Here is a 24,431-nt window from a genome sequence, read left to right as displayed (position 1 = left end):
GTCGCGCAAGGTGGCGCGGATGGCCCGCAGATTCAAGGCATTGGGGCCAGTTCCCCACGATTTACCGCCCAAAACGAAGACCGCCGCCCAGGCAAGCCGGGGCGGCGGGAGCAGGGCGGGAGCCCTAGGCCTTTATTCCTGAAGCTGGCGCTTCAGCGATTCCACTTCCTCCGACAGCGCGGTGTCCTTGGAGACCAGCGCCTCGATCTTGCGCACCGCGTGCAGCACGGTGGTGTGGTCGCGCCCGCCGAAGCGGCGGCCGATCTCGGGCAGCGAGCGCAGCGTCAGCGTCTTGGCGAGATACATCGCCACCTGGCGCGGGCGAACCACGTTGGCGGTGCGGCGCGATGACAAGAGGTCGGAGCGGCTGACATTATACTGGCGCGCCACCACGCGCTGGATGTCCTCGATCTTGATCCGCTTCGGCTCCTGCGGCCGCACCAGGTCGCGCACCTCGTGCTCGGCCATCTCCAGCGTCACCGGCCGGTTGTTGAGCTTGGAATGCGCCAGCAGCCGGTTGATCGCGCCTTCGAGGTCGCGGCCGTTATGGGTGATGGTGCGCGCCAGATAATGCAGCACCTCCTCGGGCACCTCGAACGTGGCGTGATGGGCGCGGGCCGCCGCGACGCGCGACTTCAGGATGCCGTGGCGCAGCTCCTCGCCGAGCGATCCCATCTCGACCACGAGCCCGCCGGCGAGCCGCGAGCGGACGCGATCGTCGAGGCTTTCCAGATCGGACGGCGGACGGTCGGCCGCGATCACGACCTGGCGGCCGGCGTCGATCAGCGCGTTCAGCGTGTGGCAGAACTCGGCCTGCGTCGACTTGCCCTGCAGGAACTGGAGGTCGTCGATGACAAGCACGTCGATGCCGCGCAGCGCTTCCTTGAAGGCCAGCGCCGTCTGCGTCTTCAGCGCGGCGACGAAGCCATACATGAATTTTTCGGCCGTGAGATACAGCACCTTGCGCTCGTTGCCGGAATTGCCGGCCCAGGTCACGGCCTGCAAGAGATGCGTTTTGCCGAGGCCGACGCCGGCATGGATGTAGAGCGGGTTGAACATCACGGGGTCGCCACGACGCCCTTCGGCGACCTGGCGCGCGGCCGCATGGGCCAGCGTGTTGGAGCGGCCGACGACGAAGCTCGCGAAGGTCAGGCGCGGATCGAGCGGCGAGCCGCCGAGCGCGTCGTGATTGGCCGAGACCGGCGCGGTCGCGGTCGAGCGCAATTCCGGCATCGGCGCGCGGCGCGCCTCGACCGGCGCGGGCGCTTCCTTCGGCTGCGCCGAGGGGCGCACGGCGGACCGCACCGTGAGGTCGATGCGATGCACTTCCGGCATCTCGGCCTGCCAGCACGACAGCACGCGCTCGGCATAATGGGCCTGAATCCAGCTCTTCAGGAACCGCGTCGGCACCGAGAGCCGCACGCTCTCGTCCTGCACGCCTTCCAGATCCATGCGCGCAAACCAGCTTGTGTAGACGTCCTCGCCAACGCTCGAGCGCAGCCGACCCTTCACGCGTGACCAGCGATCCTGTTCCATTGTCATCGTCAGAAAACTTCTCTTGAGAGATATAGTTGCGTTTGTGAGCGCCATGCAGGGTTCCTGCCACGGTCCCTGAAGTGGCGCGACCTCGAGCGAGTCCATCGTCGGGCATGGCTCGACCGTTCGGCGCGAACGCCGCGGGTCAGATCAGCGATGTCAGAGATGGTGGGGTCGCGAGGTCAGCGCGTACTCGGCGCTCCGTCACGCGCGGGAGGCTGGAAATCCGACGGGGCTGAAACGGCATCGTTGGAAAAGGAAACGTGCTGCAATACCGCGTTGAGTCCGTAAGACATGATACCTCCCCGTCCTGCCGTGATCGCTCACGACAAGGTCCTGCGTGTCCTAAAGACAACCGCGCCGTACTCCTGTCGCGGATGCCTGCCCAAATGTACTAGTCGTCCGCTCGACTTCGCCACCTTGCGTGCCGGGGTAGCTTCGCGATGTCTCTCATATGAGCCTGGCGCGAGTAGATGCGCCTTGCGCGAGCGGGAAAGGTCCCGCTTGGAAACATTCAGACAAAGAGCTACCATTCCCACATTGCTGTGGGTTTTGCACCGACATCACTTTTTGAAGCGTCGCCTACGTGCACACCGCCGCCGATTTGCACGCTCGCCCCGTTTCCTAAACCGCGCTGGTCTGAAGATCGTGGGCGCCGCTGACTGGGTTAAGGAATACACTAAGCGGAAAGACTCGCAACGAAATTGATTCACAGTTGAGCCGTCAAAAAACTTGACCTCGGTTAACGTCGCACAGGAGTTGTTCACAGGCTGCGAAGCAAGTTTTTGAATCCGTGCACAGAATCGAGAAGGCCGCGCGTCATGTGACAATTCTCGTTCAGCGCCAAATTATTTTTATAAATTCGTCATGCGCCCGACGTGCGGGCGAATTTTCCAAATGCTTGTCCCTGCTATGTTGATAAGTGATTATCGAGCCATCGCTTTTCGAGACTCGTTTTGCAGGGTAACTCCACCGTGACACACGTTCCGGTGAATCTACGGTGTGCAGAACTCTCATCGGCCATCGATTCAATTCGCGCCCGCCTCACAGGGGTTTTTTGCAACGCAGTGAAGTTTCCTCTGTTGCAGAACATCGGCAGGTAGAATTACGGAATGAAGACTGACGCAGACGATGTAAATCATCCAAGCGAGGCGTGAGCCTCGCGTGACTGCTTGCGTGAATGTGACAGTCAACAAAAAAGCCCGGCGCGAGGCCGGGCTGTTTGACGCGCTGACCGGATCGACCGATCAGACGATGTCGCCAAGATGACTTAGCAGATTTACTTCGCGAGCTTGGCGATCTGCGCGGTGAGGCGCGAGACTTTGCGGCTGGCGTTGTTCTTGTGAATGATGTTGCGCTGGGCGGCGCGCATCAAGGCGGGCTCGGCCGTCGCGAGCGCCTTCACGGCAGCGGCGCGGTCGCCGCTCTCGATGGCTTCCTCGACGTTGCGCACGGCGCCACGCATCTGGGTGCGGCGCGACTTGTTGACGGCAGTGCGGCGGGCGATCTTGCGCGTCGCTTTCTTGGCGGAAGTGGTATTGGCCATGGTCTCAATGTCCTTTGCGGGTACCGGTCGCGTCTTGGTCGGGTAGCGCCGGCTTGCTTGACCGCGGAATCGACGCTCGGATTTAGGGTGTTCGGTTGCTGGGCCGTTCCCGGAACATGAGCGACCGCCTTGCGGCTGTCTCTGAGGCTCCAAGGTGTCTTCAAGCTCGGATGAGTCCTGAAGCCCAGGGTGCCTGCAACTGCTCAAAGAACAGCGGCGGCGGGATTGCGCCCACCGCCAGTTGGCGCCCTTATAGAGAGGGTCTTTCGCACCGTCAACGCTTTCGGGCGCCGGAAACGCCCCTTTGGCGGCCTGGATGAGTGCCGTAACGCCCTGAAGAGGTTGAATTTCTGCCGTCGCCCGGCTATTGGCTGGCATCGTTCCGAAAAGGTCGTCCGCTTCGACGGCCATCGTAGGTGAGGCATGATCCGCGGCTTTTTCCGACTGATAGGGCTGTTGCTGCTCGCCGGCGGGTTCATCTTCATGGTCTATGACGGCGCCCGCTGGGTGGCCGACCAGACCCTCAAATTCACCCGCTTCGGCCAGTTCTGGAACGATATCAATCAGGCCAGCCAATCGGCCTTCCGCACCTGGGTCGAGGCCAAGGCGCCCTGGCTCTGGACCTCGGTGATCCGCCTGGTGCTGGAGCAGCCGGTCTTCGCCGTCCTCGGCATTCTCGGCATCCTCCTGATGATCTTGTTCCGCCCGCGGAAACCGCTGATCGGCTATTCCCGGGATTGAGCCTGCAGCTGGCGCCGCGTAACAGCGCTGCTTCTTACCCTCCCCCTCCAGGGGAGGGTTGGAGCCCCACTCAACGCTTTATTAACCATAACCGGTGCATCACTGGAGCCGTCTCGTTTCGAGGATGGGTCCGGTGCCGGTTGCACGCGCGTTTCGATGGTCGAACTTGGCGTCCTTGGCAGCGTCCGCCGCGCTCGCTTTGGGCGGCTGCATGCAGACCGCAACTCCCGTCGCGATGGTGCAGCCTCGTCCCGATCTCGATGCCATGGCCTATGGCCAGCCCTATAATGCGCCGCGGCCGGTCGTCGTCGCCAATAACGGCGGTGGCGCGATCGCAGCGCTCAGCAATTCCTTTGCCGCTTCGCCCGCACCGATGCCTGTCGGCTACGCCGCGCCGATGGCGGTGCCGGTGCGCAATGGCCCCTCCTACCATCTCGACGCCGGCGACAAGCTCCGCGTCGTGGTCTACGGCCAGGAAGGTCTCACCAACAGCTATGCGATCGACGCCGGCGGCTCCATCACCATGCCGCTGATCGGCGCGGTGCCCGCCCGCGGCCGCACCACGGCGGGGCTGGCCGGCGAGATCGCCGCACGCCTGCGCAACGGCTACATCCGCGAGCCTTCGGTGGCGGTCGAGATCGAGACCTATCGTCCGTTCTTCATCCTCGGCGAGGTCCTCGCGCCCGGCCAATATCCCTACGTGCCGAACATGACGGTTGAGAGCGCGGTCGCCATCGCCGGCGGCTTCTCGCCGCGCGCCAAGCGCGACATGGTCACCGTCACGCACACCGAGAACGGCGGCGCCATGCGCGCCGTGGTGCCGCTCGGCACGCCGCTCGCGCCCGGCGACACCGTGTTCGTCGGCGAGCGCTGGTTCTAGGGCTCTCTCCCCTCGTCATTCCGGGGCGCGCGTAGCGCGAGCCCGGAATCCATTCCTCGACTGGCTCTGATGCCCGATGGATTCCGGGTCTGCACCGCTGCGCGGCGCATCCCGGCATGACGGTGCGAGAGCCGGCCGCTACCTACGTCAAATGCTTCGCGAAAAAATCCATGCTGCGCGGCCAGGCGATGTCTGCGCTGGCCTTGTCGTAGCTGGCGCGCTCGTCGCAATGGAAACCATGCTGGGCGCCTGGATAGATGAAGACCTCCACATCCGGCCGCTTCGACTTGATGGTCTCGACATCGGCGAGCGGAATGCCGGCATCCTTCTCGCCGAAATGCAGCTGGGTCGGCACCTTCGGCGTCTCGTCGGCGAAGCGCACGACGGCGCCGCCGTAATAACCGATTGCCGCCTTCAGGCCGGTCAGTCGCGTCGCCGCGACGAAGGCGATGCTGCCGCCTAAGCAGAAGCCGATGATGCCGACGGGCCCGACGCTTCTGACCGCATCGATCGCAGCCTGCGTGTCGCGCAGCATCGCGGCCCAGTCCGGATTGGCCACGAACTTGCGCGCCTCCGCGATCTCGTCGGGCGAATAGCCCGACTGGAAGTTCGGCGCCGTCCGGTCGAAGATCGACGGCGCGATCGCGACATAGCCTTCCCCGGCAAGGCGGTCGCAGACCGAGCGGATGTGGTGATTGACCCCAAATATCTCCTGGATCACCACCACCGCGCCCTTCGGCGTGCCGGCGGGATCGGCGCGATAGGCGCCGAGCTGGAAATTGTCCGAGGCCGTCAGCTTGATGTCCCGTCCCACGCGGGTTGTCCTTCTTGGTTGTCGATCCGAAATTCAGCTCTCTCCCCTCATCCTGAGGAGCGCGCACCTGCGCGCGTCTCGAAGGATGAAAGGCCGAGATGCAGCAGCCGGGCCTGCATCCTTCGAGACGCTTGCTGTGCAAGCTCCTCAGGATGAGGGGTAACACCTCACTCCCACATCCAGTTCTCGCCGTAATCCTCCTTCCATCCGGCCAGCCGGCCGTGGCGGAATTGCAGGAACAGGCGGTGGCGATGGGGGATCAGGCCGCTGCCGCCGATATTGCGCAAGGCGAGATAGATCTCGTGGCCGGGACGTCCCCGCACATATTGCAGCTTCTGCCCGAGGGCGCGCCCGGTCTGTTCGGCATCCATGCCGAAGGCGAGCGGAATGTTATTCGACAAGGTCGTGACGAAAGGCTGGCGCTGCGGCACGGCGCCGAACGGCTCGGCCTGCGCGGAGATCGACAGCAGCATCGTGCCCGCAGCCAGCATCATCAGCTTCATCGCCTGTGTCCTTGCTCGATCGCCCTATGCCGGCAAGTTCTTCAGGAAAGGCACGACCGCGTCAACAAAAGCCTCGGGCTGATCGATGTTGACGGCGTGTCCGGCCGCGGGGATCACGACCTTTTGTGCGCCGGGAATCTTCGCCGCCATGTAGTCGGAGGCAGCAAGGAACGGGGTGTCGTCGGCGCCGACAACGATCAGGCTGGGCACCTTGATCTCAGGCAACAGCTCCATCACGCGCGCATCGCGCTGGGTCAGCATGCCGCGCGCGGCGAGCGCAAGCCCGCTGGCGTTGCGATGGCTCGCGGTAGCGCGCTCGCGCGTCGCCGCTTTCAAGACCTCGAGGCCTTCGCGGTCGAGCCGGTCGGCGGTCGCAAGCGCCCGCGCGTTCCAGGCTTCGCGCGCATCGTCCTTCCTGAAGCCGGGGCCGGTGTCGATGATCAGTAGCGCGCGGGCCCGCTCCGGATGTGCGCGATAGAACGCCAGCGACATGTAGCCGCCGAGCGAAAGCCCGCCGATGATGGCGCGCTTCGCGCCGACCGCATCGAGGATCGTCGCCATGTCACCGACCGTGAGGTCTTCGCTATAAGCACTCGCATCGTCAGGGTAATCGGACTGGCCGTGGCCGCGCATGTCCCACAGGATCAGCGTGTGGTCCTTCGCCAGCGCGTCGATTTGCCCATGCCACATCGCCGACGTTGAGGAATAGCCGTGCGTGAGCAGCAGCGGCGGCCCGTTGCCATGAACCTCGTAGTAGATGTTGACGCCGTCGCGATTGATCTCCGGCATTGCTTCCCGCCCTTTCTTTTTCCTCGCCACGACACCGCTGCACCCTCTCCCCTTGCGGGAGAGGGTGACTTCGCTGAAAGCGAAGCCGGGTGAGGGTCTCTATCCGCGCATGACTCTCTCAATGCGAGTGCGCGGATACAACCCCTCATCCGGCGCTTCGCGCCACCTTCTCCCACAAGGGGAGAAGGAAGAAAGCGGCCGCGGCTGCACCTTAGCTCGCCAAGTTACCTCGAAGAAACTGCCTGAATGCGTAGCACGCCTGCCGGAGGCATGCGCTGTTGTGTCCAGTGGCTGCGTCGACGCCCTTGGCGCGGCGCACAACGGGCGAGTGTGGCGAGCGCTTTTTCGACTCGTTCCAAATTGCATTTGCCTCCGCGCCGGAACGCGATCATTCTCGCCGGCAAGGCTGACGCCAGCCCGGTGGGCGTCCGCCATTCAAATTGCCGCCGTAAGCGGCTTCATGCACCGGCAGGGGAAGACGCCTATGCCAACTCTCACCATCAACGGGCGGAGTCTGTCCGTGGATGCGGCGAACGACACGCCGCTCCTCTGGGCGATCCGCGAGCAATTGCAGATGACAGGCACCAAGTTCGGCTGCGGTGCCGGGCTGTGCGGTGCCTGCACCGTGCATGTCAACGGTGAAGCCGTGCGCTCGTGCCAGACCATGCTCAGTGACGTCGCCGGCAAGAAGATCACCACCATCGAAGGTCTCTCCGCCAAGGGCGATCATCCCTTGCAGAAGGCCTGGATCGCCGAGCAGGTGCCGCAATGCGGCTATTGCCAGTCCGGCCAGATCATGCAGGCGGCTTCGCTGCTCGCCAAGAATCCCAATCCGACCAAGGAGGAAGTGGTCGCCCATATGGACGGCAATCTCTGCCGCTGCATGACCTATTCGCGGATCCAGAAGGCGATCATGCGCGCCGCATCCGAGATGCGCACGGCGTCCGCCACCTCGAGCGAGCGGAGGCCCACATGAACAAGCATGTCAAGAACGTGACACCTGAGACGACCGATCTCAGCCGCCGCTCCTTCCTCGTCGGCACCGCCGCGACCGGCCTCGTGCTCGGCTATGCCGGCGTGCCCGGCATCCAGTCGGCCGCCGCCGCGCCCGCCAATTTCGAGCCGAGCATCTGGTACGCGATCTCGCCGGACGGGCTCGTGACCGTGACCTGCGGCAAGGCGGATATGGGCCAGCACATCGCCTCCACCCTGGCTCAGATCGTCTGCGAGGAGCTGGGCGCGAAATGGAGCGACATGCGCGTAGCGCTCGCCTCCAACGATCCCAAGTTCAACGATCCCGTGCTCGGCGCCCAGATCACCGGCGGCAGCTGGTCGACCATGATGAACTTCGAAGCGATGAGCCGCGCCGGCGCCGCCGGTCGCATCGCATTGACCGAAGGTGCCGCCGCCGCCATGGGCGTGCCGGCATCGGAGCTCGTGGTGCGCGATTCCATGATCGTGCATCCGAAATCGAAGAAGCAGATGTCGTTTGCCGATGTCGTGAAAAGCGGCAAGGCGACGAAAACCTTCACGCCCGACGAGCTGAAGGCGATCAAGCTGAAATCGCCGGACCAGTACACCATGATCGGCGTCTCGGTTCCGCAACTCGACATCCCCTCAAAGACCAACGGCACGGCCAAGTACGGTATCGACGTGATGCTGCCGGGCATGGCCTATGGCGCCCTGGTCACGCCGCCGGTGCGCTTCGGCGCCACCGTGAAATCGGTCGACGACAGCGCGGCAAAGAAGGTGTCGGGCTTCATCAAGGCCGTCACGCTCGACGACAAGACCGGCACGACATCGGGCTGGGTCGTCGCCGTCGCCAGCACCTACGCCAACGCCAAGAAAGCGGCGCAGGCGCTGAAGATCGCCTATGACGCGGGACCGAATGCGAAGGTGTCGAGCGAGTCGCTGCTCGACGAGGCCAAGCGGCTCCAGAAGCTGGACGATTCCGGCCAGTTCTTCGTCAAGGACGGCGATCCCAATGCAGCCTTCGGCTCGGCGGCCAAGGTGGTGGAGGCGGAATACACCACCAGCATCAACATCCACGCGCCGCTGGAGCCGATGAACGCCACCGCGGAGTTCAAGGGCGACATCCTGCACATCTATTCCGGCAACCAGTTCGCAACGCGCTCCGGCGCGATCGCGGCGGGAGCTGCCGGGATCGATCCGAAATTCGTGGTCATGCACCAGATGTGGCTGGGCGGCGGCTTCGGCCGGCGTCTCGATGCCGACATGATGATTCCGGCGGTGCAGGCGGCCAAGGCCGTCGGCAAGCCGGTGAAGGTGATCTACTCGCGCGAGAACGACATGACGATGGATTTCTCGCGTCCGCTCACCTACCAAAAAGTGAAGGCCGGCGTGGACGGCGATGGCAAGCTCATTGCGATCAGCCACGACGTGGTCTCGGCCTGGCCGACCGCGCGCTGGGGAATCCCCGATTTCCTGACGCCCTCGGTCGACAAGAAGGGCCCGCTCGATTCCTTTACTGTGAACGGCGCGGACTTCTTCTACACCGTGCCCAACCATTATGTGCGCGCGATCAAGAACGAGCTCGCGCACAACGCCACGCCCTCCGGCCAGCTTCGCTCGGTGGCGCCGGGCTGGACCTTCTGGGCGGTCGAAAGCATGATCGACGAGATCGCGGCGGCGACGGGCAAGGATCCCGCCCAGTTCCGCATCTCGTTGCTCGACGGCGCCGGCAAGAACGACGGCGGCGCGCAGCGCTTGCGCAACACGCTGCTCGCCGCGATGGGACTGTCCGGCTACGGCACCAAGCAATTGCCGAAAGGCGAGGGCATGGGCGTCGCCTGCGTCTCCTCGCAGGAGCGGGCGACCGCGAGCTGGACGGCGTGCGTGGCTCACGTCGCCGTCGCGCCGTCGGGGGAGGTGACCGTGAAGAAGCTCACGGTCGCAACCGACGTCGGCACGCAGGTGCATCCCGACAATGTCCGCGCCCAGGTCGAGGGCGCGGCGCTGTGGGGCCTGTCGCTGGCGATGTACGAGAAGGCGACGCTGAAGGACGGTGGCATCGAGCAGACCAATTTCGATGGCTACACGCCCTTGCGCATGAGCCAGACGCCCGAGGTCGCGATCGCCGTGATCGCCAATGGCGAGAAGGCCACCGGCGTCGGCGAGCCCGCGGTCACCGTGGTCGCGCCGGCCATCGGCAACGCCATCTTCAATGCTAGCGGCGCCCGCGTCCGCGCCCTGCCGATCACCGCGGAAGCCGTGAAGGCGAGCATGAAGGCGTAAGCCGCGCTGCGATGCCGAATGAGATGATCCGCCGGAGCCAGCCTCCGGCGGATTTGTTTGGGGGCACCCTCACCGTCATGCCCCGCGAAGGCGGGGCATCCAGTACGCCGTGGCTTCTCGGTTTCGGCCGCGCCGTCTCGGCGTACTGGGTCGCCCGGTCGAGCCGGGCGACGACAACGGACGGCGGGGCGATAGCGTCCAAAATTCCCCTTATCCATCAATGCCCGTTCTACTGTGCATGGGGTTGTTTTCGCCGGTTGTGAAATTCCCCCCTGAACCCCAATCCGTAAAATTGCGTGCAATTCCCCAAGGTTCCATTGAGCACGCCTCTTAAGGGCCAGAGAACCTGATCCGGCTTAGGCTCATCGGCCAATACGCCCGAGTTTCCGGTCCTTGTGGGGGAAGCCATGAACGCCACAGCCAAATCCGCCGCCAAACGCCGGCTCCTGCTCGCCTCCGATCGGAGCGACGGGAGCAGCGAGCTCGCCAGCATCCTGAAAGCGGTCGGCGACGTCTCCACGGTGAAGACGGACGAAATCCCCGCCCAGCCGTCGCGCGATCTCTCCGGGCTCGTGGTCGACATCAATCTGCGCTCGCCCGACAGCGTGCAGCGGGTCCGCAACAAGCTGCGCGGCGATGCCTATCGTTCGATGCCGCGGCTGTTCGTGCTCGCGGACGCCCTGCATCACGGCACCATGCAGGCCTGGGCGCTCGGGGCCACCGACACCATCTCGCGGCCGCTCCAGGCCGAGGCCATCCTGCAGCGCATCCGCGCCGCCTTCCCGGACACCGCGGCCTATGACGCGACCGATCGCGGCAAGACGCTCAACCGCGGCGTCGAGGCGGCGCATGCGGTGCTGACCAAGATGTTCGAGAAGCTGCCACTCGGCGTGCCCCTGACCTTCGATGACGTCATCGCCGCCGAAAGCAAGATCCTGAAGGCGATCAAGCATTCCTCGCTGCGGGAATGGCTCACCACGGTCGGCTGTCACCATGTCGGCAGCTACCGCCATTGCCTGTTCGTCACCGGCTTCGCCGTCGCCTTCGCCCAGCATCTCGGCATGCGCGAGGACGACCAGCGCCGCCTGACCCGCGCCGCGCTGCTGCACGACGTCGGCAAGGCCTTCGTTCCGGCCTGGCTGCTCGACAAGCCCGGCAAGCTCACCGACGAGGAGATGGCTGAGGTCCGCCAGCATCCGCGCCGCGGCTATGATGCGCTCGCCGCGCAAGGCGGCTTCCCGCCGGAGATGCTGGACGTGGTGCTGCATCACCACGAATTCCTCGACGGCTCCGGCTATCCGAACGGCCTGTCGTCGAACCAGATCAGCGACATCGTGCGCCTGACGACAATCGTCGACATCTACGCCGCGCTCGTCGAGAAGCGCGCCTACCGCATGCCCTTCACCCACTCCCGCGCCTTCACGATGATGGAAGGCATGGGCGGCAAGCTCGACCAGCAGCTGCTGCAGGCGTTCCGTCCGGTCGCGCTGGGGTCGTTTTAGTCGGGATGCCGTAGTCGTAGGGTGGGTTAGCCTCACGGCTGCGCGAAGCGCAGGCGCCAGGCGTAACCCACCATGCCTCCGCAATTGCCGAACGAAGTTGGTGGGTTACGCCTTCGGCTAACCCACCCTACGAGATCACCCCACCAGCTTCCGCAGCTCCGCCTTCGCCACCTTCTCCAGCGTCGAGCGCGGCATGTCGTCGACGAGCCTGATCTCGCGCGGCAGCTTGAAGTCGGCGAGGCCGTTGCGGCAGGCTTCCATCACGCGATCATGCAAGTCGGGCGCAGCGCCTGCGACGCCGCCCTGCGGGATGATGAAGACCACCGGCACCTCGTCCAGCATCGGGTGCTTCTTCGCCACCACCGCGGCCTCGCGCACGCCCGGCACCAGCGCGATCACCTGCTCGATCTCGGAAGCCGCAACGTTCTCGCCGCCGACCTTCAGCATGTCCTTGGCGCGGTCGCCGAACTTGATGAAGCCGTTCTCCAATCGCTCGACGCGGTCGCCGGTGAGGAAGAAGCCGTGCTCGTCAAAACTCTCGCGCGTCGCCTTCTCGTTGTGCAGGTACTCGGCGAACAGCGACAGGCCGGGGATGCCTCTGATCGCGAGATTGCCGGTGTCGCCGACCTCCGTCGGCCGTCCGTCGTCGTCAGTGATGCGGATCTGATATTCGGGCGCGGCGCGACCGATCGACATCGGGATGTTGGGCTGATCGACCTCGCCGACGATGCCGTGGGTGATGGTCTCGGTCATGCCCCACCAGCCGATCATCTTGACGCCGAAGGCGGCAAAGGCCGGCGGCTCGTTGATGGCGGTGCCCCACAGGCGGAACTTGTGGTCCTTCGGGATCTCCTGCTCGAGCAGTGCCTTCATGCAGAACGGGATCGTCGAGGTCCAGGTCGCGCCGTGCTCGCGCGCGACGCTCCAGAACCGGCTGGCGGAGAAGCGCGGCTGGATCACGCAAGTGGCGCCGACCCACAGCGTCGCCAGCATGGAATAGGCCAGCGCATTGGTGTGGAACAGGGGCAGGTACGCCTGGTGCACGTCGCGGGCATGAAGGTCCTCGTGCGCGGCGTTGATCTTGGCGCCCCACAGTGCGTTGGCGTGGGTCCACAGCACCGCCTTCGGCCGCGACGTCGTGCCCGAGGTGTATTGCACGCTGCATGGCGCGAGCGGATCGGTCGCGCGCCGGGGGCGATCGGCACTGTCGGCGAACAGCGATTCGAAGCTGTCGCCCCGCGAGACGCCCCGCGCGGGCGCCGCCCCCGCATCGTGCGAGGTCACCGCCAGCCAGCGTATGCTGCGGCAGTTCTGCGCGACGGCTTCCGCATAGGCCGGCTGCGTGATCGCGGCGACCGCGCCGCAATGATCGGCGAAATACGCGATCTCGGCCGGCGCCGAGCGCGTGTTGGTGGTGACGGCGACGGCCCCGAGCTCGACGCAGGCGAACCAGGCCAGCATCGCCTCGATGCAATTGTCGAGATGAATGAGCACATACTCGCCCGGCTTGACGCCGCGCCTGGCGAGGCCGGCCGCGAGCGCGCCGACGCGCTCGTGAAACTCGCCGTAGCTCCAGCGCCGCGCCGGCGCGTCGAACGGGGCCCAGATCAGGAACGGATGATCACGCCGGACTTCGGCGCGCAGCTTGAGCAGCCAGGGCACGTCGAGCCCGTCGAACGGGCCCACGATTCCAGCTGTGGTCTGTTGAACTGGCATGGCTCCTCCCGGTGCAGCCGCATCTTGCCGGCGGCTGTCTTTTGATGATTGCGTCTTCCTGCCATTGGACGACGCGGGACGCAATCGGGGGTATGCGTGAGCGCGCTCTCTCCACCGTCATTGCGAGCGCAGCGAAGCAATCCAGACTCTCTCCACGGAGGCAGTCTGGATTGCTTCGTCGCAAGCGCTCCTCGCAATGACGGCGTTCGGGGGCGCGGCGGCCCTATCAGCCGGCGTCCCCGTACGACGAGATCTCGATCAAACTGCCATCGGGATCCCGGCAATAGACCGAGCGCAACGTGCCGCGGGCGCCTTGCCTCGGGCCCGGACCTTCCTCGATCGCGACGCCATGTGCCCGCAAATGCGCCACCACCTCGTCCGGCGTGGCCGAGGTGAGAAAGCACAAATCTTCGCTGCCCACCGTGGGATGGTTCGCGGTGAACCACTCCACCTTGTCGGCATCGCGTTGCCGGACGTTGATCCTCTGGTTACCGAATTCAAGGAAAGTCCGCGGCGCTTTGCCGCCGCCGGGATCGAACACCTTGACTTCCATGCCGAGAATCTTGCCGTACCACGCAGCACTTGCCGCGACGTCGCTGACATTGATCACGAGATGATCCAGGGCATGAACCTTGACCGGCATGTCTCATCCTTTCGTCGTGATGTGCCCCGCGCACTTTCCGCACGCGGCAAGCTTTGTTACAACCGCAGCGACGCGGCTTTCAAGCCATCCGACTTCAAGAACAACACTGGGAGAACCCTTGAGATGATCACTCGCCGTACCGCGCTGGGCCTGCTCGCCGCCAGTCCGCTTGCAGCCACCCCGCTGTCGAAGGCCCTTGCCGCCGATTATCCGGCCCGTCCGGTGAAATGGGTGGTGGGCTATCCGCCGGGCGGCGCCACGGACATCCTGGCACGGCTGATCGGCCAGCGCCTGTCGGAAAAGCTCGGCCAGCAATTCGTGGTCGAGAACAAGCCCGGCGCCGGGAACAACATCGCGACCGAATCGGTCATCAATGCCGAGCCCGACGGCTACACGCTGCAGCTGGTCAACCCGGCCAACTACATCAACGCCTCGCTCTACAAGAATCTCAAGTTCAACTTCGTGAACGATATCGCGCCGGTCGCCTCGTTCCAGCGCGTTCCGAACGTGATGACCGTGAACAAGGATGTGCCGGCCAAGAACGTCGCCGAGTTCATCGAGTATGTGAAGGCCAATCCCGGCAAGGTGAACATGGCCTCGTCCGGCAACGGCACCTCGGTGCATCTGTCCGGCGAGATGTTCATGGCCATGACCGGCTGCAAGATGCAGCACGTGCCCTATCGCGGCGCCGCGCCCGCGATCACCGACATGCTCGCCGGCCAGGTGCAGGTGATCTTCGACAACATGCCCTCGATCATTCAGCACATCCGCTCCGGCAGCCTGCGCGCGATCGGCGTCACCACCACGGAACGCTCGCCGCAGCTGCCCGACGTGCAGCCGATCGCCGACACCGTCAAGGGCTATGAGGCGAGCGCGTTGTTCGGCATGGGCGCGCCGAAGAACACGCCGAAGGAAATCATCGCCAAGCTCAACGCCGAGGTCAACGCGGTGCTCAAGGAGCCTGACATGGCCAAGCGCCTGGTCGAGCTCGGCGGCGAGCCGCGGGTGCAGACGCCCGAGGCGTTCGGCGAGGAGATCAAGGCCGAGACCGAAAAGTGGAAGAAGGTCGTCGACTTCGCCGGCCTGAAGGTCGAGTAGAAATCTCGTGATGATGAGGAAGAGGGCCCTGCCGTTCGGCAGGGCTTTTTTCTTGGCTGCATTGCCAGCAACCCGATCACGCTCTCGTGCGGATCCGCGCCTGCGCCTTCCGGCTTGACGTTGCCGCGCTCGCGTCTATACTAAACCACATGGTTAAGTATCAGGACGAGACGCTGGACCGGACTTTTGCGGCGCTGTCAGACCCGACGCGGCGTGCCTTGCTGGCGCGCCTCGGCGAGCAGGACGGCCTGTCGGTGAGCGAGCTGGCGGCCCCGTTTGCGGTATCGCTGCCGGCGATCATGAAGCATCTCGACGTGCTCACCGATGCCGGGCTGATCGTGCGCGAGAAGACCGGGCGCACGGTCGCCTGCCGGCTGACCGCGCAGCCGATGGAGCAGGCGATGAACTGGCTCAATCGTTATGCGCAGTTCTGGTCCCACAATCTCGATCGCCTTGCCGCCTTCGTGGAGGAAGAGACATGGCCAACGCAACCGCCAACACCGCCGAACGCCCGGCAGAACGACCAAGCCTCACGCTCACGCGCCGGCTCCGCGCGCCGCCGCAAAAGGTCTACGCCGCCTGGACGCAAGCCGCGCAGCTAGCGCAATGGTTCGGGCCGCCGAACATGAAGCCGGCGACGCTTCAAGCCGAGCTCGACGTCCGCGCCGGCGGCCGGTTTCGCATCAGCTTCACGGGGGACGACGGCGAATACTTCGAGGCCGGCGGCCGCTATCGCGAGGTGGTGCTGAACGAGCTTCTGGTCTTCACCTGGGCCTGGCACTCGACGCCGGAGCGTGAGTCGCTGGTGACGATCTCGCTGAAGCCGGACGCTGCCGGCACCTTGATGATCTTCCATCACGCCCAGTTCTTCGACGAGACCGCGCGCGACAACCACCAGCGCGGCTGGAGCTCGATTTTCGACAAGCTCGATGCTTTCGTCGCCTGATCCCCAAGGAGAACGCCATGCAGCAACATCAGATCGTTTCGCGCGAGCAATGGATCGTCGCGCGCAAGGCCCTTCTGGTCCACGAGAAGGAATTGACCCAGGCTCGCGAACGGCTTGCCGACGAGCGCCGCCGGCTCCCCTGGGTCAAGGTCGACAAGGCGTACGCATTCGAAGGGGCGAACGGCATTGTGTCCCTGGGCGATCTGTTCAAGGGCCGGCCGCAGCTGATCGTGCAGCACGTGATGTTCGCACCCGATTGGGACGCGGCCTGCAAGAGCTGTTCGTTCTGGGCCGATGGGTTCGAGCGCATGGTGCCGCATTTGGCCGCGCGCGACACCGCCATGGTTGCGGTCTCGCTGGCGCCAAGCGCAAAGCTCGAAGCCTTCAAGAAGCGGATGGGCTGGACCTTCGACTGGGTTTCCTCAGGCCGCAACGACTTCAACCGCGATTACGGCGTGACGTTCTCACAGGAAGAGGTCGCGACCGGCAAGCCGATGTACAATTTCGGGACCACGCCGTTCTACGGCCCCGAACTGCCCGGCATCAGCGTGTTCTTCCGCGACGAGGCCGGCGCGATCTTCCACACTTATTCCTGCTTCGCCCGCGGCCTCGACATGATGAACGCTGCATATCAATATCTCGATCTCACCCCGCTCGGCCGTCACGAGGAAGGCCTGCCTTATCCGATGGACTGGGTGCGCCTGCGCGACCAGTACGAGCCGCAGCCGGCGAAGGCGGCGTGCTGCCACGGGTGAGGGGAGCGCTCGACGCACATCAAAGGTGTCGTCGCCCGGCTAGACCGGGCGATCCAGTATTCCGAGACGGCAGTGATGAATCGAAAGGCCGCGGCGTACTGGATTCCCCGCCTTCGCGGGGAATGACAGCTACGGGTGAGGTGCAGGGTGTGCCTTGCCCCGATAGCTACCGCTTCGCCTCCGCCTGCTCCGCCGCGTTGCACGAGATCAGCATCGTGTACGGCCGGGCGTTGGTGGCGATGTCGGTGGTCTTGAGCTCGCTCTTTGGCTCGGCGGTCTGATAGGGCACGATCGAATTGTCGAGGAAATCGCGCAGCACTCCGGTCTTGATGGCGAAATTGATGTTTTCAGGGATGTTGCCGGTCGCCACCGCGATCCGCAAGGCTGGAATCTTGCCCGTGACCACGCCCACGACCCGACCCGTGTTGTCGAACAGCGGCCCGCCGCTGTTGCCAGGCTGCACGGGTGCGCTGATTTGCAGGAAGCGCGAGTCGTTGCGCATGCCGCTGAGCGAGCTCACGATGCCGGTGGTCACGCTGAAGTCCGAGGTCAGGATGCCGTGATAGGGAAAGCCGATCGCGACCACGGAATCGCCGGAGCGGATCGAGCGGTCGCGGATCCGGGCAAAATCCTTGAAGGTCGTCGTCGACGGCGCCTGCAACAGGGCGAGATCGTTGTTGGCGTCGCTCGAGACGACGCGCAGCACCATTGCGGCTTCGCCGGTGAGATTGCCCCTGACGTCGCCGACGCAGCCGTCGATCACATGATGGTTGGTGACGACGTGCCCGCTCGCGCTGACGACGAAGCCGCTGCCGCTCCTGGCTCGGGCGGGTTTGCCGCCGGCCGGCGCTGCCGTCTGCTTCTCCGCCGTCGCCGCCGGCTTGGCCGCACCCTTGGTGAAATCGCCGGCCTTGCTGAGCCCGTCTGCCTTCACCCGCGTGACGCAGTTCGCCAGCGCCGCGATCAGGGGGGCCGTCGACGTCAGCACAAATTGGAGTGGCTTGCTCCCGTTGGTCGTGATCACCATCAGGCTTGCCTTCTGGAAGGTGCGAGCGACGTTGGGGGGCAGGATGGTCGTCACCATATTGGTGGTGCCGGCGGTCGCAAACAACCTCGCCTGCTCCTGGCCGTCGAAGATGAAGTCGATGGGCGCGGTATCGCCCTTGTTGAAGCGAAAGCTGGGGCTGGCAAAGCTCAGCAGCCAGGAGCCGGCCGCATTCTGCGCGACGAAGAGACTCACGCCGTTGGCGTAAGGTGCGGTCGCCGCGCAATGGGAGAACGCGCCCGTCTCGTCATTGCTGAATGCGCCGCCGGCCCAGTTGCCGACATTGACGGTGCCGAACGGCCCCGCCGCGTTCGCCCCGAACACACTCACCTGCAACACGAACGCAACGACCAAAGACCTCAACCACATACCTCAGCCCCCGGCAAACGCACTCGCATCCATCTTATCCGCGAGGGCAGGTGAGGCGCAACCGTCAGTTGTCCGCACCAGTCGGTTCGGCTGACCGCAACAATTCGGGCTTGCATTTACTTTGCAGTGCCATATACTTTGCAATACAAAGTAACGGGACCGGTGTCCCGCGAAAGCCGGGGTGGAACGAGGTTTTGGCGTTGCCGATGCGCGATCTCGACAAGGCGCTGGCCGACATCGTGACGATCCGTAGCCAGATCGCGGCAGGCACCGCTTTCCGCGGTTACGGCCCGGCGACGATGGCGGCGACCGGTGCTGTTGCGCTCATCACCGCCGTCCTGCAATTCTGGTTGTTGGATGATCCCACCGGCGAGCCGCTCGTTTTCTTCATCGGCTGGTTCATCGCCGCCGCGCTGTCTGGATTGATCATCGGCATCGAGATGCGCGCCCGGTCGCGGCGCCATCATTCCGGCCTCGCCGACGCGATGATCCACCAGGCGGTCGAGCAGTTCCTGCCGGCGGGCGTTGCCGGCGTTCTGCTCGCGGTGGTGATGTGGAAGTTCGCGAGCGAGACGCTGTGGCTGCTGCCGGGCCTGTGGCAGATCCTGGTGTCGCTCGGCATCTTTGCCTCGGTCCGCTCGCTGCCGCGCACGGTGGCGCTCGCCGGCGCCTGGTATTTCGTGACCGGTTTCGCGGTCGTGGTGCTCGCGAGCCGAACCCACACGCTGTCGCCATGGACCATGGGCCTACCTTTCCTGATCGGCCAATCGCTGATGGCGGCCATTCTGCATTTCGCGTCCGGAGACAACGATGTCGAAGACTGACAGCGCGCCCTTCTCCTATGAAGGGCTCGACCGCGTGATCCACGAGAAGGCAAGGCTCGGGCTTCTGACCTCGCTGATGGCGCATCCAAAGGGGCTGGCGTTCGGCGATCTCAAGCAGCTCTGCGGCCTCACCGACGGCAATCTCAGCCGGCACCTCGCCGTGCTCCAGGAGGCCGGCCTCGTCGAGGTGACCAAGGGCTACGAGGGCAATCGCCCGCACACGACCTGCCGCCTCACCAAGGCCGGCCGCCGCCGCTTTCTCGACTATCTCGCCGTGCTCGAGCGGCTGGTGCGCGACGCGGCGAAGGCCGCCGGCCGCGAGGCGCCGCCGCTCGGCCGCCTCGGCATCGCCTCGACCTGATCTCCCCCCTTTTTGACCGGAGACTTTGCAATGCAAAGTGACATCACGTCCCGCGACGAGAAGCTTCATGTCGGCATCATCATGGACGGCAACGGCCGATGGGCGACGCGGCGCGGCCTGTCGCGCGTGCGCGGCCACGAGGCCGGCGTCGAGACCATCCGCCGCATCGTCGAGGCCGCGCCCAAGCAGGGCATCGGCACGCTGACGCTTTACGCCTTCTCCACCGACAATTGGCGGCGGCCGAAGGCCGAGGTCGCGGCGCTGATGACCCTGCTGCGCTTCTACCTCGCGAACGAAGTGCAGAGCCTCGTCAAGAACGGCGTGCGCCTCTCCGTCATCGGCCGCCGCGATCGCCTGCCCGACGGCATCGCCGCCGCGATCGCGCGCGCCGAGGCGGCCACCGCCGATGGCCGCGCGCTGCATGTGCGCATCGCCGTCGATTATTCCGCGCGCGACGCCATCCTCAATGCCGCGGCCAAGGCGGCCGCGCTGACCAGCCTGACGCGTGAAGCCTTCTCGCAGCTCGTCACAGGCGAGGCTGGCCTTCGCGACGTCGACCTCATCATCCGCACCTCCGGCGAGAAGCGGCTGTCGGACTTCCTGCTTTGGGAAGGCGCCTATGCCGAGCTGTACTTCACCGAGCGGATGTGGCCCGAATTCGACGCGGGCGATCTTGCCGAGGCGCTCGCCGCCTTCCATGGCCGCGAGCGCCGCTTCGGCGGGCTGCAAGCCATTATGCCCGGAGAGGCGCCCTCGCTCTCGCAGGTGTGAGGCGCCTCGGCGCCCGCCGGCTCCCCCACCGATTGCCGCCCGGCATGGATCGTGCTCTAGTCTTCCGGCGTTGTGTACCCCTGCGACGGGAGCGTTCGCACCATGCGCGCAGTCCTCGATTACTGCACCGGCGGAACGGAGCGGCAGCTTGCCGCCGGCACCATCATCGTCGCCGAGGGGGGCACCTCCGGCCATCTCTACGTGCTGATGCAAGGCAGGCTCGAGGTGCTCAAGGCCGAGATGGTGGTCGCCACCGTCACCGAGCCCGGCGCGGTGCTGGGTGAGATGTCCGTGCTGCTGGGCCAGCCGCACACCGCAACGGTACGGGCCTGCTCCGACGCCATCGTCTACGAATTCGAGGATGCCGCCGCGTTCCTCGAGAGGGAGCCGGGCGTGGCGCTGCTGATCGCAAAAATGCTGGCGCAGAGGCTCAACGTCGCCAACACCTACCTCGCCGATCTGAAGCGGCAATATGCCGGCCACGGCACGCATCTGGCCATGGTCGGCGAAGTGCTCCAGAGCATGATCAACCTGCCGCCGGCTGAGGTTTCGCCCGGCTCTGATCGGCAATCCGATCCAAGAATGTGAGCCAGTCGGGCGGCGCCTCGATGGGGGCGGCGGGCCGCCGCAACGGCGCATTCAGGTCGATCCATTGCGCCGCGCCGGCCGCCAGCCAGAACGCCTTGTCGGCATCGAGATCGAGCACGATGCAGGTTGGGGGACGGCCGGGTTGCAGGCCCGTGTTGAAGACCCAGGTCTGGCCCAGCCGGTCGAACCACGATCCATTGCTGATGAAGGGCGATTGATGCACATGGCCCGAGATCACCATCGACGGCTGGTATTGCATGATCCACTGCACCAGCTCGACGTCGCCGAAGAAGCGCTTGCCGCCCCAGCTCGTCGGTGAATCCGCCGGCGGCGCATGATGCGCCCAGATCCAGCGCTGCGGCCTGACGGCTGCGGCATCGCGCAACTGCTCGATGAGGCGTTGCTTGACCTGGGGTCCGTCCCACCATGGGCACACCGTGAACAGGGTATCGCCGACCGTCAGGCCGTCGCCGTCGCAGGCGATGCCGAGCTCGCGCACCTCCGAGATCCAGCGCGAAATCTTCTCACCTTCGGCGTTGCGCTCGTCGAGATCGTGATTGCCGGAGCAGAGGATCACGCGGGTCGTCGCGGCCAGCAGCGCGAGATACTTCTTCACCACCACGATCTGGGCGCGGAAATCCACCATCGAGCCGATGTCGAGCGCGTCGCCGGCGAAGATCACGAGGTCGAATTGCGGCGCCGCGCTGACCAGCCAGTCGAGCTGCGGCAGCGAATAGTGTAGGTCGGCCACGACCAGGCAGCGCATGGAAAATCCGACGGCCAGAGATCAAAATGTCAGGGAATTCCAAAAACGGCATAAAGCAAGAAGCAGACCAGCCCGGCCGCCCCTTTGCATCAATCCAATGAGCGACAGCATGCTGCGTCCCGTCGCAGGGCGCAAGGGGCGGCAATGCGGGGCTGGACCGGATCGCCGAATTCTGGTGTCGTGGCCTGCTCTCAACACCTGTGTTCACATGACCTCCTTCAAGACCATTCGCGCCCGCGCCGAGAAGCGCAAGGGCGGGCCCAAGGCGCTGGACAAGTTGATGCCGGCCAAGCCGGACCTCAAGCAGCTGGCCAAGCTCGGCGACGATCGTATCCTCGCCGAAATGACCAAGCGGGTGTTCTGCGCCGGCTTTGCCTGGAGCGTGATCGATTCCAAATGGGACGGCTTTGAGCAGGCCTTCCTGCATTTCCAGCCCGCCAAGCTCACGTTCCAGCCCGAAGATTATTGGGAGGGCCTACTGCGCGACGCGCGCATCGTGCGCAACGGTGCCAAGATCATGTCGGTGCGCGACAACGCCGCCTTCGTGCAGGAGATCGCAAAGGAGCACGGCAGCTTCGGCAAGTTCCTGGCGAAATGGCCGTCCTCCGACGAGATCGGCCTGCTCGACCTCCTCAACAAACGCGGCAGCCGGCTGGGCGGAAACACCGGCCAGATGCTGCTCCGCTTCGTCGGCTGGGACGGTTTCGTGACGTCGAAGGACGTCGTGGCCTGCCTGCGCGCTGCCGGTCTCGACATCGCGGAGGAGGTCAAGTCGAAGGGCGATCTCGCCAAGGTGCAGGCGCAGTTCAACGCCTGGGCCGAGGAGTCCGACCTGCCGTACACATATTTGTCACGCATCTGCGCGCTGTCGGTCGGCGAGAACAGCAGCGAGTAGCGCGTCGATCGATAGATCGTGTGCATCCTGTGGCGATCTTGTGCCGCGAACGCGGCCGATGAAACCCCGCGATCACGAAATACATTTCGCAGGAACATTTGTCCGCAGCACCTGTTCGGGACTCTGAGCCAGGCGCATAAGGGCGCAGGGAATGCTCGCTCCCGCCTGGCTCGATGAAAACCGGATACAACAACGGAGCAGCTCATGAAGCTCACATCTGAACAGGTGAAGCAGACCGTCAACCAGCTCGGCGCTCAGGTGCTGCCCGACGAACATCCGGCGATGCCGCAGCTCAACAGCATGTTCGGCGAGCACACCTTCTTCGTCGACGAGATGGGCCTCAAGGTGCTCGAGCCGACGGGATCGCTCGGCAGCGACCGCCAGAGCGGCGAGGTCGTCAGCCTCGCTGATTGGGGCGATTCCGACCTGACGCGCCTGATGGCGCATGAGCCCGAACCGACCGGCGTGATCGTGGTGTTCGAGCATGTGAGGCATTGAGCAGCCCGACGGGACGTTTTGGAGACACGTGCGCCACGGCACTCCCGTGGCGCGCGGCTTTGGCGTGACTGGTGACGTGGTGATCAGCTCCGCCGTCTTGCGAACGGTCTGGTGCCGGTCGCATTATCTGTCGCGAATGCTCTGTGCGTAGCGCCACATTTCTCCGCGACAGGCCGGAAACAGCGCAACGATCGTGAGCGAAACCGCATATGAAAGGCAGAAGCAGGCTGCCAATTCCGGGATCCCTCCGATCGAACGCGCCAGCAGCCAGCGATGCAGCAGAGACACCGTCACCACGGAAGCGAGGGCTCCGGCGAGATGTGGCCCGACCACTTCCATGAGGTCTCGATGACGCACCGGGCCGCGTCGCCCAATCAGCCACCACAGGATGGGCGTGCGCACGCACTCGCTGATCGAGTATGCGCTGGCGACGCCGACTGGTCCGAACGGCAGCCCGCATATGAAAGCGAGAATCGATGTTGAGACATTGAACAGGCCCCAGCGCATGTATTCCTTGGTGCGGCCCTGGCTGAGGAAAAGCCAGTTGGCGGGGCTGTTGCTGGTCTGCAGCAGACCGGCGATGCTGAGGGCGACGAAGATCGGCGCAGCCTCGCTCCATTGGCCGCCGAGCAGGGTTTCGACCAGCGTATCGGCGGTCGCGATCATGAAGCCGACGCCAGGCAACACGAGCAGGAGCGCCGGCAGCACCGCGCGACGGAACGAATCCCGATAGCGCTCCGGCTCCTTCAGCAGGCCCGACAGCGTCGGCAGCATGATTCGCACCATCGGATTGCTGACTTGCTGAAGCGGAAACAGCAGCAACCGGTAGGCGCGGTTATACGCGCCAAGCGAGGCAGCCCCCCAGACCTTGCCGATCAACACCCCGTCGGTATTGCGGGACAGGAATTCGGCAAGATTGTAGCCGGTCACGCCGAGCCCGAAGTTCAGCATGTCGCGTGCAGCCTTGATCGAGCCGGGCCTCGACGGCAACCATCCCGAACTCAGCCACGCGCCGCTCGCGAGCACCAGACCTGATGTCAGGCTGCCGGCGAGAATGGCCCAATAGCTGTGATAGACGTACGCGACCGCGGCAGAGGTCAGTAATCCAGTCAGTGCGGCCGCGGACTCCAGGCCTGCCAGCGTCCAGAATCTCATCTGTCGCGTCAGCAACGACAAATGCTGGACGTCAGCGCCGCTGAGCAGCAACGTGACGCTCATACCAGATGTCAGTGGGGCGAGATTTGGCGCGCTGTAGAACCTGGCAACGAGCGGCGATAGCGCCACCTGTGTGGCCGCCAGTAGCGCGCCGACCGAGAGGTTCACCCAGAATAGCGCACTCAGCTCGTTGTGCGTCAACTCGTCCTTCTGCACGGTCGCGTGTCCAAGACCGAGATCCTGGAACAGCACCGCGAAGGCGAGCACCGGCGAAGCCATTGCATAAGTACCAAAGTCGACTGGCGTCAGTAGGCGCGAGAGCAGGATCACAGATCCGGTCTGCGTCGCTACACGCACGACCTGAGTGACGATCGCAGCGAGCGCACCTTTCCGTACGTTCCGGGACTGCTCGTCCTCGGACAAGCGCATGTTGAG

24 protein-coding genes and 1 pseudogene are annotated in these 24,431 nt (G+C 64.9%); 15 read left to right on the top strand and 10 right to left on the bottom strand.

The window, feature by feature from the left end; translation table 11 throughout:
• Positions 1-132 precede the first annotated feature (132 nt).
• Positions 133-1,542, bottom strand: a complete 1,410-nt coding sequence (gene dnaA, locus I6F20_RS33820; RefSeq protein ID WP_036024069.1) for a chromosomal replication initiator protein DnaA — start codon at positions 1,540-1,542, stop codon at positions 133-135.
• 1,273 nt (positions 1,543-2,815) lie between these two features.
• On the bottom strand, positions 2,816-3,082 hold the full coding sequence (gene rpsT, locus I6F20_RS33815) for a 30S ribosomal protein S20 (protein WP_036002606.1): 267 nt from the start codon (positions 3,080-3,082) through the stop codon (positions 2,816-2,818).
• 423 nt (positions 3,083-3,505) lie between these two features.
• On the opposite strand from rpsT, the gene I6F20_RS33810 reads away from it, so the two are divergent.
• Both I6F20_RS33810 and I6F20_RS33805 read left to right on the top strand, forming a co-directional pair.
• Entirely contained in the window at positions 3,506-3,823 is a 318-nt protein-coding gene (locus I6F20_RS33810; RefSeq protein ID WP_025033220.1) for a hypothetical protein, read from the top strand.
• Between the two features lie 133 nt (positions 3,824-3,956).
• Entirely contained in the window at positions 3,957-4,703 is a 747-nt protein-coding gene (locus I6F20_RS33805) for a polysaccharide biosynthesis/export family protein (RefSeq protein WP_036002627.1), read from the top strand.
• A gap of 142 nt (positions 4,704-4,845) precedes the next feature.
• Here I6F20_RS33805 and I6F20_RS33800 read toward each other — a convergent pair whose 3' ends face one another.
• From I6F20_RS33800 to I6F20_RS33790, 3 genes are all read right to left on the bottom strand, one after another.
• Positions 4,846-5,517, bottom strand: a complete 672-nt coding sequence (locus tag I6F20_RS33800) for a dienelactone hydrolase family protein (protein WP_225130194.1) — start codon at positions 5,515-5,517, stop codon at positions 4,846-4,848.
• 167 nt (positions 5,518-5,684) lie between these two features.
• Complete coding sequence (locus I6F20_RS33795; RefSeq protein ID WP_225130192.1) at positions 5,685-6,020, bottom strand: hypothetical protein; 336 nt, start codon at positions 6,018-6,020, stop codon at positions 5,685-5,687.
• A gap of 24 nt (positions 6,021-6,044) precedes the next feature.
• Positions 6,045-6,809, bottom strand: coding sequence for an alpha/beta fold hydrolase (locus tag I6F20_RS33790; protein ID WP_225130190.1), 765 nt, complete (start codon positions 6,807-6,809; stop codon positions 6,045-6,047).
• A 484-nt stretch (positions 6,810-7,293) separates the two neighbouring features.
• On the opposite strand from I6F20_RS33790, the gene I6F20_RS33785 reads away from it, so the two are divergent.
• The 3 genes from I6F20_RS33785 (at position 7,294) to I6F20_RS33775 (ending at position 11,566) form a co-directional block, all read left to right on the top strand.
• Entirely contained in the window at positions 7,294-7,785 is a 492-nt protein-coding gene (locus I6F20_RS33785; protein ID WP_025033225.1) for a (2Fe-2S)-binding protein, read from the top strand.
• Positions 7,782-10,064: a xanthine dehydrogenase family protein molybdopterin-binding subunit gene (locus tag I6F20_RS33780; protein WP_225130188.1), complete on the top strand. Its 2,283-nt coding sequence runs from the start codon at positions 7,782-7,784 to the stop codon at positions 10,062-10,064. Before I6F20_RS33785 ends, I6F20_RS33780 begins: the two co-directional genes overlap by 4 nt.
• Before the next feature lie 407 nt (positions 10,065-10,471).
• Positions 10,472-11,566, top strand: coding sequence for an HD-GYP domain-containing protein (locus tag I6F20_RS33775; RefSeq protein ID WP_036024045.1), 1,095 nt, complete (start codon positions 10,472-10,474; stop codon positions 11,564-11,566).
• A 135-nt stretch (positions 11,567-11,701) separates the two neighbouring features.
• On the opposite strand, the gene I6F20_RS33770 is transcribed toward I6F20_RS33775, so the two are convergent.
• The gene (locus tag I6F20_RS33770; RefSeq protein WP_225130187.1) at positions 11,702-13,282 is read right to left on the bottom strand and encodes an AMP-binding protein; all 1,581 of its coding nucleotides are present in this window, start codon (positions 13,280-13,282) and stop codon (positions 11,702-11,704) included.
• A 226-nt stretch (positions 13,283-13,508) separates the two neighbouring features.
• Entirely contained in the window at positions 13,509-13,925 is a 417-nt protein-coding gene (locus tag I6F20_RS33765; RefSeq protein ID WP_109142053.1) for a VOC family protein, read from the bottom strand.
• Positions 13,926-14,048: 123 nt separating this feature from the next.
• On the opposite strand from I6F20_RS33765, the gene I6F20_RS33760 reads away from it, so the two are divergent.
• From I6F20_RS33760 to I6F20_RS33745, 4 genes and pseudogenes are all read left to right on the top strand, one after another.
• The gene (locus tag I6F20_RS33760; RefSeq protein WP_036002523.1) at positions 14,049-15,023 is read left to right on the top strand and encodes a Bug family tripartite tricarboxylate transporter substrate binding protein; all 975 of its coding nucleotides are present in this window, start codon (positions 14,049-14,051) and stop codon (positions 15,021-15,023) included.
• A 149-nt stretch (positions 15,024-15,172) separates the two neighbouring features.
• Complete coding sequence (locus I6F20_RS33755) at positions 15,173-15,625, top strand: ArsR/SmtB family transcription factor (RefSeq protein ID WP_036002521.1); 453 nt, start codon at positions 15,173-15,175, stop codon at positions 15,623-15,625.
• Between the two features lie 8 nt (positions 15,626-15,633).
• A pseudogene (locus tag I6F20_RS33750) lies at positions 15,634-15,969 on the top strand (SRPBCC family protein); the annotation flags it as partial.
• 17 nt (positions 15,970-15,986) lie between these two features.
• Positions 15,987-16,724, top strand: coding sequence for a DUF899 domain-containing protein (locus I6F20_RS33745; protein ID WP_225130185.1), 738 nt, complete (start codon positions 15,987-15,989; stop codon positions 16,722-16,724).
• A 166-nt stretch (positions 16,725-16,890) separates the two neighbouring features.
• Here I6F20_RS33745 and I6F20_RS33740 read toward each other — a convergent pair whose 3' ends face one another.
• Positions 16,891-18,138, bottom strand: coding sequence for a S1C family serine protease (locus tag I6F20_RS33740; protein WP_225130183.1), 1,248 nt, complete (start codon positions 18,136-18,138; stop codon positions 16,891-16,893).
• 206 nt (positions 18,139-18,344) lie between these two features.
• Here I6F20_RS33740 and I6F20_RS33735 point away from each other — a divergent pair, with 206 nt between their 5' ends.
• From I6F20_RS33735 to I6F20_RS33720, 4 genes are all read left to right on the top strand, one after another.
• A complete protein-coding gene (locus tag I6F20_RS33735) occupies positions 18,345-18,962 on the top strand; it encodes a hypothetical protein (protein WP_225130181.1) in 618 nt (205 codons plus the stop codon).
• Entirely contained in the window at positions 18,949-19,323 is a 375-nt protein-coding gene (locus I6F20_RS33730; protein WP_025033235.1) for a transcriptional regulator, read from the top strand. Before I6F20_RS33735 ends, I6F20_RS33730 begins: the two co-directional genes overlap by 14 nt.
• A gap of 30 nt (positions 19,324-19,353) precedes the next feature.
• Positions 19,354-20,094 carry a di-trans,poly-cis-decaprenylcistransferase gene (locus I6F20_RS33725; protein ID WP_225130180.1) on the top strand — a complete coding sequence of 247 codons (741 nt, stop codon included), beginning with the start codon at positions 19,354-19,356 and terminating at the stop codon, positions 20,092-20,094.
• Between the two features lie 102 nt (positions 20,095-20,196).
• A complete protein-coding gene (locus I6F20_RS33720; RefSeq protein ID WP_057025890.1) occupies positions 20,197-20,682 on the top strand; it encodes a Crp/Fnr family transcriptional regulator in 486 nt (161 codons plus the stop codon).
• On the opposite strand, the gene I6F20_RS33715 is transcribed toward I6F20_RS33720, so the two are convergent.
• Positions 20,621-21,448 carry a metallophosphoesterase family protein gene (locus I6F20_RS33715; protein WP_225130178.1) on the bottom strand — a complete coding sequence of 276 codons (828 nt, stop codon included), beginning with the start codon at positions 21,446-21,448 and terminating at the stop codon, positions 20,621-20,623. The two genes, I6F20_RS33720 and I6F20_RS33715, sit on opposite strands and share 62 nt — an antisense overlap.
• 208 nt (positions 21,449-21,656) lie before the next feature.
• Between I6F20_RS33715 and I6F20_RS33710 the strand changes: the two genes are divergently transcribed.
• A complete protein-coding gene (locus tag I6F20_RS33710; RefSeq protein WP_225130175.1) occupies positions 21,657-22,343 on the top strand; it encodes a DNA-3-methyladenine glycosylase I in 687 nt (228 codons plus the stop codon).
• 204 nt (positions 22,344-22,547) lie between these two features.
• Positions 22,548-22,841, top strand: a complete 294-nt coding sequence (locus tag I6F20_RS33705) for a hypothetical protein (RefSeq protein ID WP_036024052.1) — start codon at positions 22,548-22,550, stop codon at positions 22,839-22,841.
• A 123-nt stretch (positions 22,842-22,964) separates the two neighbouring features.
• Here the strand turns inward: I6F20_RS33705 and I6F20_RS33700 are convergent, their stop codons facing one another.
• Entirely contained in the window at positions 22,965-24,419 is a 1,455-nt protein-coding gene (locus I6F20_RS33700) for a lipopolysaccharide biosynthesis protein (protein ID WP_225130174.1), read from the bottom strand.
• Between the last annotated feature and the right edge of the window lie 12 nt (positions 24,420-24,431).

This window comes from Bradyrhizobium sp. IC3123, assembly GCF_020193625.1.
GTDB classification, from domain to species: Bacteria; Pseudomonadota; Alphaproteobacteria; order Rhizobiales; family Xanthobacteraceae; genus Bradyrhizobium; species Bradyrhizobium yuanmingense.
Note: the sequence above shows the minus strand (reverse complement) of the source record. Positions and strands in the feature narration are given on the sequence as shown.